Source organism: Luteimonas sp. A478 (genome assembly GCF_054052025.1).
Window position 1 is genome coordinate 90,554 of sequence record NZ_JBSVRF010000007.1, and the last position, 12,408, is coordinate 102,961.

13 protein-coding genes and 1 tRNA gene are annotated in these 12,408 nt (G+C 66.9%); 11 read left to right on the top strand and 3 right to left on the bottom strand.

The annotated features are described in order from the left end of the window. The first annotated feature begins 94 nt into the window (after positions 1 to 94). The 4 genes from ispH (at position 95) to ACW7G3_RS13125 (ending at position 3,920) form a co-directional block, all read left to right on the top strand. Positions 95 to 1,045, top strand: coding sequence for a 4-hydroxy-3-methylbut-2-enyl diphosphate reductase (gene ispH, locus ACW7G3_RS13110; RefSeq protein WP_456983283.1), 951 nt, complete (start codon positions 95 to 97; stop codon positions 1,043 to 1,045). A gap of 30 nt (positions 1,046 to 1,075) precedes the next feature. Further along, positions 1,076 to 1,151, top strand: a tRNA-Thr gene (locus tag ACW7G3_RS13115). Between the two features lie 156 nt (positions 1,152 to 1,307). Continuing rightward, a complete protein-coding gene (radA, locus tag ACW7G3_RS13120) occupies positions 1,308 to 2,714 on the top strand; it encodes a DNA repair protein RadA (protein ID WP_456976019.1) in 1,407 nt (468 codons plus the stop codon). A gap of 69 nt (positions 2,715 to 2,783) precedes the next feature. After that, a complete protein-coding gene (locus ACW7G3_RS13125; protein WP_456983285.1) occupies positions 2,784 to 3,920 on the top strand; it encodes an alanine racemase in 1,137 nt (378 codons plus the stop codon). A 6-nt stretch (positions 3,921 to 3,926) separates the two neighbouring features. On the opposite strand, the gene ACW7G3_RS13130 is transcribed toward ACW7G3_RS13125, so the two are convergent. Then, positions 3,927 to 4,715, bottom strand: a complete 789-nt coding sequence (locus ACW7G3_RS13130) for a cytochrome C assembly family protein (protein ID WP_456976015.1) — start codon at positions 4,713 to 4,715, stop codon at positions 3,927 to 3,929. 101 nt (positions 4,716 to 4,816) lie between these two features. Between ACW7G3_RS13130 and ffh the strand changes: the two genes are divergently transcribed. The 7 genes from ffh (at position 4,817) to ACW7G3_RS13165 (ending at position 9,902) form a co-directional block, all read left to right on the top strand. Continuing rightward, on the top strand, positions 4,817 to 6,187 hold the full coding sequence (gene ffh / locus ACW7G3_RS13135) for a signal recognition particle protein (protein ID WP_456983287.1): 1,371 nt from the start codon (positions 4,817 to 4,819) through the stop codon (positions 6,185 to 6,187). After that, entirely contained in the window at positions 6,187 to 6,954 is a 768-nt protein-coding gene (locus ACW7G3_RS13140; protein ID WP_456983288.1) for an aminotransferase class IV, read from the top strand. Before ffh ends, ACW7G3_RS13140 begins: the two co-directional genes overlap by 1 nt. 172 nt (positions 6,955 to 7,126) lie before the next feature. Beyond that, on the top strand, positions 7,127 to 7,405 hold the full coding sequence (gene rpsP, locus ACW7G3_RS13145) for a 30S ribosomal protein S16 (protein WP_456976010.1): 279 nt from the start codon (positions 7,127 to 7,129) through the stop codon (positions 7,403 to 7,405). Positions 7,406 to 7,442: 37 nt separating this feature from the next. Further along, complete coding sequence (gene rimM / locus ACW7G3_RS13150; RefSeq protein WP_456983290.1) at positions 7,443 to 7,964, top strand: ribosome maturation factor RimM; 522 nt, start codon at positions 7,443 to 7,445, stop codon at positions 7,962 to 7,964. Positions 7,965 to 7,966: 2 nt separating this feature from the next. After that, positions 7,967 to 8,716 (top strand): tRNA (guanosine(37)-N1)-methyltransferase TrmD, encoded by a 750-nt coding sequence (gene trmD / locus ACW7G3_RS13155; RefSeq protein WP_456983292.1) that lies wholly within the window; start codon positions 7,967 to 7,969, stop codon positions 8,714 to 8,716. A gap of 124 nt (positions 8,717 to 8,840) precedes the next feature. Further along, entirely contained in the window at positions 8,841 to 9,332 is a 492-nt protein-coding gene (rplS, locus tag ACW7G3_RS13160) for a 50S ribosomal protein L19 (RefSeq protein ID WP_456976003.1), read from the top strand. A 168-nt stretch (positions 9,333 to 9,500) separates the two neighbouring features. Continuing rightward, complete coding sequence (locus tag ACW7G3_RS13165) at positions 9,501 to 9,902, top strand: RNA-binding S4 domain-containing protein (RefSeq protein ID WP_456983293.1); 402 nt, start codon at positions 9,501 to 9,503, stop codon at positions 9,900 to 9,902. A 71-nt stretch (positions 9,903 to 9,973) separates the two neighbouring features. On the opposite strand, the gene ACW7G3_RS13170 is transcribed toward ACW7G3_RS13165, so the two are convergent. Next, on the bottom strand, positions 9,974 to 11,473 hold the full coding sequence (locus ACW7G3_RS13170) for a catalase (protein ID WP_456983295.1): 1,500 nt from the start codon (positions 11,471 to 11,473) through the stop codon (positions 9,974 to 9,976). Positions 11,474 to 11,602: 129 nt separating this feature from the next. Next, positions 11,603 to 12,244: a DUF937 domain-containing protein gene (locus ACW7G3_RS13175; RefSeq protein WP_456976194.1), complete on the bottom strand. Its 642-nt coding sequence runs from the start codon at positions 12,242 to 12,244 to the stop codon at positions 11,603 to 11,605. Between the last annotated feature and the right edge of the window lie 164 nt (positions 12,245 to 12,408).

A 12,408-nucleotide genomic window follows, 5' to 3' on the forward strand; every position in this document is an offset into this window, starting at 1 on the left:
GCGGGATTGCAGACGTCACGCGGCTTCGCGCCTATGAGGCGCTCCTACAGGGCTGGTGCAGGTAACCCGTTGCGGCGACAGGTAGAATTGGCCCATGGATATCGTCCTTGCCAACCCCCGCGGCTTCTGCGCGGGCGTCGACCGCGCCATCGAGATCGTCAAGCGCGCCATCGAGACCCTGGGTGCGCCGATCTACGTGCGCCATGAAGTCGTGCACAACCGCTACGTGGTCGACGACCTCAAACAGCGCGGCGCGATCTTCGTTGAGGAACTGGACGAGGTGCCGGACGGCAATACGGTGATCTTCAGCGCCCACGGTGTGTCCCAGGCGGTGCGCGCCGAGGCCGACCGCAGGGGCCTGAAAGTGTTCGATGCCACCTGCCCGCTGGTCACCAAGGTCCACTTCGAAGTAGCGCGCAACTGCCGCGCGGGCCGCGACGTGGTGCTGATCGGCCATGCCGGCCACCCGGAAGTGGAAGGCACCATGGGTCAGTGGCAGCGTGAGGCCGGCACCGGCGAGATCTATCTGGTCGAAGCCCTGGAAGACGTTGCGGGACTGGAGCCGACCCAGCCTGGGAATCTCGCCTACACCACCCAGACCACGCTGTCGGTGGACGATACCCGCGAGATCATCGAGGCCCTGCAGGCGCGCTTCCCCACCATTCAGGGGCCGAAGAAGGACGATATCTGCTACGCCACCCAGAATCGCCAGGACGCGGTGCGCGAGCTGGCCCGGGTCTGTGACCTGGTGCTGGTGGTGGGTTCGCCCAACAGCTCCAACTCCAACCGCCTGCGCGAGCTGGCCGAGCGCGACGGCGTGGAATCCCATCTGATCGACGGTGCGGAGGAGATCGAGCCGCGCTGGCTGGAAGGCCGAAGCCACGTTGGCGTCACCGCCGGCGCCTCCGCCCCGGATGTGCTGGTGCAGGGCGTGCTTGACCGCCTGCGTGAGCTGGGCGCCAGCGGCGTGCGTGAACTGGATGGCGAGCCGGAGAACATGGTGTTCGCCCTGCCCAGGGAACTGCGCGTACAGCTGGTGGACTGAGCGGACACCAGATAGAATTCCATCCCCAACGCCGTTGTAGCTCAGTCGGTAGAGCAACTGATTCGTAATCAGTAGGTCGGGGGTTCGACTCCTCTCAACGGCACCATACGCTGCACAGAAGCCTCGTGAATCGATGATTTGCGGGGTTTCTGCTTTCCCGGGGCCGCCCAGCCCTTTCCCGTGGCGCCAGGGCAGTGGCGCGATCTCTCCGGCTGCGACCCGGGGCGGCTAAAGTGGGCGCCAGTCCAATCCGGTTCCGCCCATGTCCCAGCCAGCTGCCAAGTCCGCGCGTTCCGCTTCCAAGGCCAAGATCGCCTACGTCTGCACCGAGTGCGGCGCCGACCACTCCAAGTGGCAGGGTCAGTGCGGGGAATGCAGGGCCTGGAACACGCTCAGCGAATTCGTGGTGGAGCCGGCCGCCGGCAAGGCCGGCCCTGCGTCCCGACGCAGCGGCTGGGCCGGCAAGGTGGATGCGCCCAAAGTCACCGCGCTCAAGGACGTGCGCCACAGCGAAGATGCGCGCGTATCCACTGGCATTGGTGAGCTGGACCGGGTGCTGGGTGGTGGCCTGGTCGAAGGGGCGGTGGTGCTGGTGGGCGGCGACCCGGGCATTGGCAAGTCGACGCTGCTGCTGCAGGCGGTGGCCCGGTTGGCCCCGGTGCTGCCCTCGCTCTACGTCACTGGTGAGGAATCGCTGGCCCAGGTCGCCGGGCGCGGGGCGCGCCTGGGATTGGATCTGGACGGCGTGATGGCACTTGCCGAGACCGGGGTCGAAGCGATCCTGCGCCACGCCGCGGAAATGAAGCCCAAGCTCATCGTGGCCGATTCCGTGCAGACCCTGTGGACGGAAACCCTCACCGCGGCCCCGGGCTCGGTCAGTCAGGTGCGTGAATCGGCCGCGCGCCTGGTGCGCTACGCCAAGGAAACCGGTGCGGCCGTGTTCCTGGTCGGCCACGTGACCAAGGAGGGCGGCATTGCCGGCCCGCGCGTGCTTGAGCACATGGTGGATGCGGTGCTGTATTTCGAAGGCGAGAGCGGCAGCCGGTTCCGGGTGCTGCGCGCGTTCAAGAACCGCTTCGGCGCGGTCAACGAACTGGGCGTGTTCGCCATGGGCGACAAGGGGCTGAAAGAGGTGTCCAACCCCTCGGCGATCTTCCTGTCCGGCGCCTCGCAACAGCCCGGCAGCTGCGTGATGGTCACCCGCGAAGGCACCCGTCCGCTGCTGGTGGAGGTGCAGGCGCTGGTGGATTCCTCGCCGCTGTCCAACCCGCGCCGGGTGGCGGTGGGCATGGAGCAGAACCGCATGGCGATGCTGCTGGCGGTGCTGCACCGCCACGGCGGGGTCGGGGTTGGCGACCAGGACGTATTCGTCAACGTGGTGGGTGGCATCCGCGTGCAGGAGACGGCGGTGGACCTGCCGGTGCTGCTGGCGGTGCTGTCCTCGCTGCGCGACCAGCCGCTCGCGGACAAGACCGTGGCGTTTGGTGAGGTCGGCCTGTCGGGTGAAATCCGTCCGGTCCCCAACGGTGAGGAGCGTTTGCGCGAGGCCGCTACCCATGGGTTCAAGCGCGCCATCGTGCCCAAGGGCAATGCGCCGAAATCGGGTGCATTCAAGGGGTTGGAGGTGATCGCCGTGGAGCGACTTTCCGAGGCGCTGGAGGTCGCATGAACGGCCTTGAACGGCGCCAGCGGGGATGCGCGCTATGCTCGCTGTTCCCTGATCACAGGCGTAGGCAGCATGCAGGCAGACACACTCGAACAGCTTGATACGCCGGCCCTGGTCCTCGATCGCGCACGCATGGAAGCGAACATCCGCAGCATGCGTGATCGCGCCACGGAGCTCGGCGTCACCCTGCGACCGCACCTGAAGACCTGCAAAAGCGCCGACGTTGCCCGCCGGATGGTCGATCTGGGCGACCCGGTGACCGTATCGACGCTGCGCGAAGCCGAATATTTCGCCGGCGAAGGCTTCACCAACATCTTCTACGCGGTGGCGATCGCGCCGCAGAAGCTGGAGCGGGTGGCCGCGCTGCGCCAGGGTGGGGTGCGGATCCTGCTGGCCGCGGATTCCTTCGAGGCCGCGCGGGCGATCAGCCTGGGTTCGGAGCGCCTGGGCGTGGGCATGGAGGTCCTGATCGAAATCGACAGCGGTGATGGCCGCTCAGGCATCGCCGCGGATGCGCCGCAATTGCTGGATATCGCCGCCGCGCTCGGTGGCGCTGCCAAGCTGGCCGGGGTGTTCACCCACGGCGGGCATTCCTACGCGGCTCGCAGCGCCGAGGCGCATGCAGCAGTGGCCGAACAGGAGCGGCTGGCGGTGACGGCCGCGGCCGCCAGGCTGCGGGAAGCCGGGCACGCCTGCGACATCGTCAGCCTGGGGTCCACTCCGTCAGTGGTGCACGCACGTGACCTGCAGGGCGTGACCGAAGTGCGCGCCGGCGTCTACGTGTTCTTCGACCTGTTCCAGGCCGGCATCGGCAGCTGCCGCCGCGAGGATATTGCCCTGGGCGTGTTGACCACGGTGATCGGCAACCATCCCGGGCGCGGCCAGATCGTGGTCGACGCGGGCGCCCTGGCTCTGAGCAAGGACATCAGCACCCATGCGCTGGGTGAAGCAGGCGACTGCGGCTACGGCCTGGTCGCCGATGCACAGACCGGCGTCATCATGGATGGACTGTATGTGCACGGGGTATCGCAGGAACACGGCATCATCCGCAGCCGCAGTGCGATCGAGCACGCCGGCTTTCCCATCGGGCGACGCCTGCTGATCCTGCCCAATCACGCCTGCATTACCGCCGCCGCCTACGACCGTTACCACGTGGTCAATGGCAGCACCGCGATCGAAGCGGTCTGGCCGCGCGTCAACGGCTGGTAACGCGTTTCAGCCGCGCTGCAGCACCAGCTCCAGCACAAACTTGCTGCCAAAAAACGCCAGCACCAGCAGCGCCATCGCGGTCAGCGTCCAGCCGATTGCACGCGAGCCGCGCCAGCCATAGCGCCAGCGGCCCACGAGCAGCGCGCCGAAGACCAGCCACGACAGGATGCTGAGCACGCTTTTGTGGATCAGGTGCTGGGCGAAGAAGTCGTGCACGAACAGGATGCCGGTGAGCAGCGTGGCGCTCAGCAGCACGAAGCCCGCCAGGATGGTGCGGAACAGCAGGAATTCCAGCGCGGTCAGGGGCGGCAGGGCGCGCAGCCAGTTGCGGAATTCACGCCGGCGCAGCCCCCGCTCCTGGGCCCACAGCAGCACCGCCAGCAGTGCTGCCACTGCCAGGGTGGCGTAGGCCAGCAGGGCAAACCAGGCGTGCAGCTGCAGCCGCCAGTCCAGCGCCGCGTTGCCGACATGGGGCGTATTGGCGTAGAGGATCACCGACACCGCGGACAGCGGAAACACGATCACGCCCAGGGCGCCGAGGCGTCCGCGCAGGCCCACCATCACGGTCAGGGTCGCCATGCCCAGTCCCACCAGCGACAGCGCCGAGAAGAAGTGCATGTCCGCGCCGCCGACTTCGCGCCAGGTGAGCACGTGGTAAATCGCGTGCATCACCACTGCGGCCACCGCCGGTGGGCCCCAGCCGGAGGTGCCTGGCTGATGTCCATGCGCCACCCTGCGGGTCAGCAGTCCAGAGGCGAGCAGGTACAGCCCCACGGCAATGAGAACGGATGTCATCGGGGCAGTTTCTCACATGCCGGCCGGTCTGGGGCGCGGAGGCATGGGCCGGGAAGGGCGGCGGGCTATAATCGCCGGCCCGTTCCGAGAGCTGATTCCCGATGTTCGAATCCCTGACCCAGCGCCTGTCCGGCACCATGGAGCGCCTGCGCGGGCGCGGCCGGCTGACCGAGGAGAACATCCGCGAGGCCACCCGCGAGGTCCGCATCGCCCTGCTGGAGGCCGACGTGGCCCTGCCGGTGGTGCAGGCCCTGATCGAGCGGATCAAGGTGCGCGCGGTCGGCCAGGAGGTGCTGAAGTCGCTGACCCCTGGTCAGGCCCTGATCAAGGTGGTGCGCGACGAACTGACCGCGGTGATGGGTTCGCAGGCCAGTGGGCTGGACCTGAGCGTGCAGCCGCCGGCGGTGATCCTGATGGCCGGTCTGCAGGGCGCGGGCAAGACCACGACGGTTGGCAAGCTCGCAAAGCACCTCAAGGAACGGCATAAAAAGAAGGTGATGGTGGTCAGCGCCGACGTCTACCGTCCGGCCGCGATCGAACAGCTCAAGACCCTGGCCGAACAGGTCGACGTGCAGTTCTTCCCGTCCGATGCCGGGCAGAAGCCGGAAGCCATCGTCCGCGCGGCAATCGATGATGCGCGCAAGTCCTATGTGGACGTGCTGATCGTCGATACCGCCGGCCGTCTGGCGATCGACGAAGCCATGATGGCCGAGATCAAGGTCCTGCACGCCGCGGTGGATCCGGTCGAGACGCTGTTCGTGGTCGACGCCATGACCGGCCAGGACGCGGCCAACACCGCCAAGGCCTTCAGCGAGGCGCTGCCGCTGACCGGCGTGGTGCTGACCAAGACCGACGGTGATGCCCGCGGTGGTGCCGCGCTGAGCGTGCGTTACATCACCGGCAAGCCGATCAAGTTCATCGGTACCGGCGAAAAGACCGATGGCCTGGACGTGTTCCACCCGGAGCGCGTGGCCAGCCGCATCCTCGATATGGGTGACGTGCTCAGTCTGGTCGAGCAGGTCGAGCAGCAGGTCGACAAGGACGCCGCCACCCGCTTGGCGGAGAAAGTGGCCAAGGGCCGCAAGTTTGATCTCAACGACATGCGCGAGCAGCTCGGCCAGATGCAGAGCATGGGCGGCATCTCCGGCCTGATGGACAAGCTGCCGGGCATGGGCAACATCCCGGACCACGTCAAGCAGCAGGTGCAGCAGGGCAAGGAAGTCCCGCAGATGATCGCCATCATCAACTCGATGACGAAGAAAGAGCGCCGCAATCCGACGCTGCTCAACGGCTCACGCCGCAAGCGCATCGCCGCTGGTGCCGGGGTGACCCCGGCCGATGTGAACCGGATGATGAAGCAGTACCAGCAGATGGAAAAGATGATGGGCAAGATGGCCCGCGGCGGCATGAAGGGCATGATGCGCGGCCTGCAGGGCATGATGGGCGGTCGCGGCGGCATGCCGTTCCGCTGATGCGCGGGGAGGCCGCCAAAGCCGGCCACTTCACCACCATGCAGGCAAGGGATGGCCGTGTTCAGGGGCGGGACCTGCACCTGGCCCGGCTGCTGACGGCTTCGCGCAGCCTGTACGGCGCCAGCCCCGGCAGGTCTGTGTTGAGAAGGCGTATCCGCGAGGCGCTTGCAGCCGCCGGGCAGGAGACGGGCGACTGCACTGTCAGGGTCAGGGTGCTGCCGTCGCATCCGGGCGCCTGCAAGGCCGGTGGGCCGGGCGCTCAGGATCCGCAGCTCCGCATCAAAGTGGACATCGAGCCGCCGCGTGAGCCGCCCGCCTCACCGCTGCGGGTGCGCACGCATCCCGGCCTGCGCGCTGTTCCTTGCGTGAAACATCTGGCGCTGGATTTCCAGCTCAAAGCGCGCGCGCAGGCCCGGGAGGCCGGGTTCGACGACGCCTTGCTGCTGGCGGCTGACGGCCGCATCAGCGAGGGCACGTTCTGGAACGTCGTCTTCTGGGACGGCGAGGCCGTGGTCTGGCCCGACGCCCCGGCCCTGGCCGGGGTCACCCGACAGCTCCTGCGCACGGCGCTGGATCAGGCCGGACTGCCGCAGCGGTGCGAAGCTTTGGACACGGGTTCGCTGGGCGGTTTCTGCGCGGCCTTTGCGCTCAACTCATCGGGTATCGGCGACATCGCCGCCATTGACGGCCACGCGTTTCCCGGCGATGCCCGGGTCGGTGCCTTGCTGCGCCGGTTGCTTGCCGCCGTCCCCCGCGACCCGCTCTGAGGGCAGGGCGACCGCGGATCGCCTGACTTTGCCATTGCGCCCCCGAGGAGGGGCCATGTGGCGGGCCTGAACCATATTCCGCCGCGGCCACTTTCCTGCGGCCTGGCGATGGATTACAATTGCCCGCTTACCTCGCCGTCCTGGCGACTGGGCAACACAGGAAACTCCCGAAATGGTCAAGATCCGACTGACCCGTGGTGGCGCCAAGAAGCGTCCGTTCTACCACATCATCGTCACCGATTCGCGCAGCGCTCGTGACGGCCGCAACATCGAGCGTCTGGGTTACTACAACCCCGTCGCCGCCGGCGCCGAGCCGCGCGTGGTGCTGGACACCGCACGGGTCGAGCACTGGGTCGGCCAGGGCGCGCAGATGAGCGACAAGGTGCGCTCGCTGTACAAGGAAGCGAAGAAGGCTCCGCAGCCCGAGCAGACCGAGCAGGCCGCGGCCTGACTCCCCGGCCGCGCCACACGCGCGGCCGTTTCCTCATATGAATGATTCCGAACGTCGAATCCTGCTGGGCAGGGTTGTCGGCGCCTTTGGCGTGCGCGGAGAACTCAAGTTCGAGTCGCATACCGAGCCGCTGGCGCAGGTGCTCCGTTACCAGCCGTGGATCCTGCGCGATGCGCAGGGGGTTGAGCGCGAGCTGTCCGGCGTGCGTGGCCGTGAGACCGCGAAAGGCCTGGTGATCCGCATTCCGGGGGTGGAGGACAGGGATGCTGCGCAAGCCCTGCGCGACAGCGAAGTCCATGTGCCGCGCTCGGCGCTGCCGCCGCCTTCTGAAGACGAGTTCTACTGGGTCGACCTTGAAGGCATGGCAGTGGAAACCGTCGACGGCGTGGCCCTTGGCGTGGTCTCGCACCTGTTTTCCACCGGCGCCAACGACGTGGTGGTGGTGCGCGATGGCGCCGATGGGCGCGAGCGCATGGTTCCATTCGTGCGCCCGGATTTCATCACCGGCATCGATATGGACGCCAGGCGCATGGTGGTCGATTGGGACCCGGACTTCTGAGCATGCGCATCGACGTCATCAGCCTGTTCCCGGACTTCATCCAGACCTGCGCCGGCTTCGGCGTAACCGGGCGGGCGGTGGAGCGGGCGCTGCTGACGTTGCACGGCTGGAACCCGCGCGACTACGCCGAAGGCAACTACCGCCGGGTGGATGACCGCCCGTTTGGTGGCGGGCCGGGCATGGTGATGATGATCGACCCGCTGCGCGCGGCCATCGCTGCCGCCCGCGCCGCGGATCCGGAGCCGGTGACACTGGTTTACCTCAGCCCCCAGGGGCGCCGCCTGGACCAGGCCGGCGTGCGGGAGCTGGCCGGACGCAAGCGCCTGATGCTGCTGTGTGGGCGCTACGAAGGGGTTGATGAGCGCTTGGTGCGGACAGAGGTGGACGAAGAACTCTCGATCGGGGACTACGTGCTGTCCGGTGGCGAGCTGGCCGCCGCGGTAGTGGTGGACGCCGTGGCCCGGCTGCAGCCGGGCGCGCTCAGTGACGCCGACTCTGCCGAGCAGGACAGCTTCGAGGCGGGTCTGCTGGATTGGCCGCATTACACCAAGCCGGTCAACCACGACCTGGGCGAGGTGCCGCCGGTGCTGCTGTCGGGAAACCATGCGGAAATCGACAGGTGGCGGCGCCAGCAGGCCCTGCTGCGCACCTTGGAGCGGCGTCCGGACCTGCTCGAATCCGCAAGCCTCGACGACGCGGACCGCCGTTTCCTCGCCTCCCGGGAGGCGCCCGGCTCACCCGGCAGCCGCTGAATACCCGATTTGATCTGTCACCCTGATATCGGGCTATAATAGCGGGCTGTTTTGTTTTGCAATCCATGCCAAGAGCGTGCGTCCACGTGCACCACGCCTACAACTACACCAACAGGCCATTGCCATGAACACCAAATCGTCCATCAGCACCCTCCTGCAGGACTTTGAGACCGCGCAGGTCCAGAGCAAGCTTCCCGACTTCGGCCCCGGCGACACTGTCGTCGTCAACGTCAAGGTCAAGGAAGGCAACCGCGAGCGCATCCAGGCCTATGAGGGCGTGGTCATTGCCCGCAAGCATGCAGGTCTGAACTCCTCCTTCACCGTGCGCAAGATCTCCCACGGCTTCGGCGTGGAGCGCGTCTTCCAGAGCCACAGCGCCCTGATCGACTCGGTTGAAGTCAAGCGCCGCGGCGCCGTCCGCGCCAGCAAGCTGTACTACCTGCGTGGCCTGGAAGGCCGCAAGGCGCGCATCAAGGAAGACCTGTCCGCCCGTGCCCGCGCCCGCAACGAGCGCGCACGCGAGGACATCAGGGCTGCCAAGGCCGCTGCTGATGAAAAGGCCGCCGCCGACGCTGCAGCTGCAGAAGCGGCTGCTGCGGAATCCGCTGCAGAATAAGTCTCCCGCCGCCGGCAACGGCGGTCCGGAGGATTGCCAAAAGGCCCGCGTAAGCGGGCCTTTTGGCGTTGGGCGGTCGGTCCGGCGCAGGCAGGAGCGGTCTTACGATGGAATCCTGCGCCGGGACGATCGGCGGCAAAGAGAGAAGCCCATGATGGCTGCACGATTGTGAATGAACCCCTGCAATCAGTCCGCCTCGACATCTGGCTGTGGGCGGCGCGGTTCTTCAAGACCCGCGCGCTGTCCAAGCAGGCGATCGAGACCGGCAAGGTGGAAATCGGCGGCCAGCGCGCCAACAAGCCTGCGCGCGCGGTGCGCGTGGGTGATGCCTTGCGGGTGGAGCGGGGCGAGGAGATCTTCCAGGTCCAGGTGGCCGACCTGTCTGACATTCGCGGACCGGCGAAGGTCGCGCAGACGCTCTATGTTGAATCCGAAGAGTCACGTCGGGACCGGATCGAACGCTTGGCCCGGATGCGCGCCGAGCGCGCCGGCTATCGACCTCCGGAACAGCGCCCGGACAAGCGTGCCCGCAGGTTGATCCGTGCCCTGGGCGATATCGACGCCAGCTGACGGAAAATACCTCGCACCACGAAAAAGGCCGCGATCCCGGGGGATCGCGGCCTTTTTGCCATCAGGCGTGATCAGTCGATGCTGTTGGGCGAGTCCTCACCCGCAAACGCCCCGAGCTTGCGCAGGGCTTCTTCCACCCCCGCACCGTAGGCCGGATCGGCCTTGGTGCAGTTGCCCACGTGGCGCCGCTTGATGAAGTCCGGCGCATCGCCCATGGCGCGGGCGGTGTTGTCAAACAGCACCTGCTGCTGCTCCGGTGTCATCAGCCGGAAGAGGTCGCCGGGCTGCTTGTAGTAGTCCGAATCGTCCTCGCGGAAATCCCACCAGTCCGCATTGCCGTTGATCTTCAGCGGCGGCTCGCGGAACTGCGGCTGTTCCTGCCACTGATTGAAGCTGTTGGGCTCGTAGTGAGGCAGGCTGCCGTAGTTGCCGTCCATCCGGCCCTGGCCATCGCGGTGGTTGCTGTGCACCGGGCAGCGTGCGGCATTGACTGGAATCTGGTGGTAGTTCACTCCCAGCCGGTAGCGCTGCGCGTCGGCGTAGTTGAACAGGCGCGACTGCAGCATCTTGTCCGGCGATACGCTGATGCCCGGTACCAGGTTGCTGGGGGCGAACGCGCTCTGCTCCACGTCGGCGTAGAAGTTCTCCGGATTGCGGTTGAGCTCGAACTCACCCACCTCGATCAGCGGGTAGTCGCCCTTCGGCCATACCTTGGTCAGGTCGAAGGGGTGATACGGCACCTTCTCCGCGTCCTCTTCCGGCATCACCTGGATGTACATCTTCCACTTGGGGAAGTCGCCGCGCTCGATGGCGTCGTACAGGTCGCGCTGGTTGCTCTCGCGGTCGTTGCCGACGACTTCCGCCGCCTCGGCATCGGTGAGGTTCTTGATGCCCTGCTGGGTGCGGAAGTGGAACTTCACCCAGAACCGCTCGCCCTGCGCATTCCAGAAGCTGTAGGTATGCGAACCGAAGCCATGCATGTTGCGGTAGCTGGCCGGGATGCCGCGGTCGCTCATCACGATCGTGACCTGGTGCAGGGCCTCGGGCAGCAGGCTCCACCAGTCCCAGTTGTTGGTGGCCGAGCGCATGTTGGTGCGCGGGTCGCGCTTGACCGCCTTGTTGAGGTCGGGGAACTTGCGCGGGTCACGGATGAAGAACACGGGGGTGTTGTTGCCCACCATGTCCCAGTTGCCTTCCTCGGTGTAGAACTTCAGCGCGAAGCCGCGGATGTCGCGCTCGGCGTCGGCTGCGCCGCGCTCGCCGGCCACCGTGGTGAAGCGGCTGAACATCTCGGTCTTCTTGCCGACCGATTCAAAGATTTTCGCGCGGGTGTACGCGGTGATGTCGTTGGTGACGGTGAAGGTGCCGAAGGCGCCCGAACCCTTGGCGTGCATGCGCCGCTCGGGGATCACCTCGCGGGCGAAATTGCCCAGTTTTTCGTGCAACCACACATCCTGAGCCAGCAGGGGGCCGCGCGGGCCGGCCGTGAGGCTGTTCTGGTTGTCGGGCACCGGGGCGCCGAACTGGGTGGTCAGGTAAGTCGGCTTGGACTTGTCGGACGGGTTGGACATGCAAGGCGCTCCGGAGAAAGGTGTTCACTTACCTTACTGGGCACCAGAAAAAAGGGAAGTCGATAGATATGAAGGAGTTGATAGGCCCTGTCTATAGTGAGAGGTTCATAGGAATCGCCTATCCGGCACTCATCGCTTGCCGAACAGGCTGCCGCCGATCTTGAGCAGATCGCCCACGCCCAGCTTGCCGTCGCCATCCTGGTCCAGGACGGCGCCAAGCAGATCCGCGGCACCCCCCGACTGCTGGCGGATCTGCTGCTGCTCCTGACCGAGCAATGCGCCGAGCGCCTGCGGATCGGCCTTGCCCTGCTGGGTCGCCTGGCGGGCCAGGAATGCCATCACCAGGGGAGCGAGGATCTTCATCAGTTGGCCGGCCTTGTTGCTGTCCAGCCCGGCTACCTGGGCCAGCCCGGTTTCGGCACGCGACTGGTTGCCGCCCAGGATGTGGCCGAGGATGCCGGCGCCATCGGTCTGGCGCCCGTTGTCGCCGCCCAGCACCTGGCCCAGCAGGCCGGCGATGTTGCTGCCGCTGCCCGCATGGTCCTTCTGCAGCGCACCCAGCAGCGCCTGCGCGCCCTGCGGCTGGCTGGCATTTTTCCCCAGCGCGCCCAGCAGCAGGGGCAGGGCAGCGGCCACCGCCTGGCCCGTCTGCTTCTCGTCGATGCCGAGCTGGCCGGACATCTGCTGCATGGGGGAGCCCTGGAGCTGGGCGAGCAACTGCTGGGTCAGGGATTCGGCCATGGTCGGCTCCGACAGGAATGGAGCCGCCATGGTACGTCGCCAGACGCCGAAACGTGATGAGCGACAGGTTTCGGCCGGCCCGTGGATGCCGTGCACGCGGCGGTCGCCCTGCTGGTCGCCGGCCAGCCCCGCTTCGTCGATCATCACCATGCCGTCCACGGGGCGTTTGTCGATCGCGCTCATGCTCCCGGGCC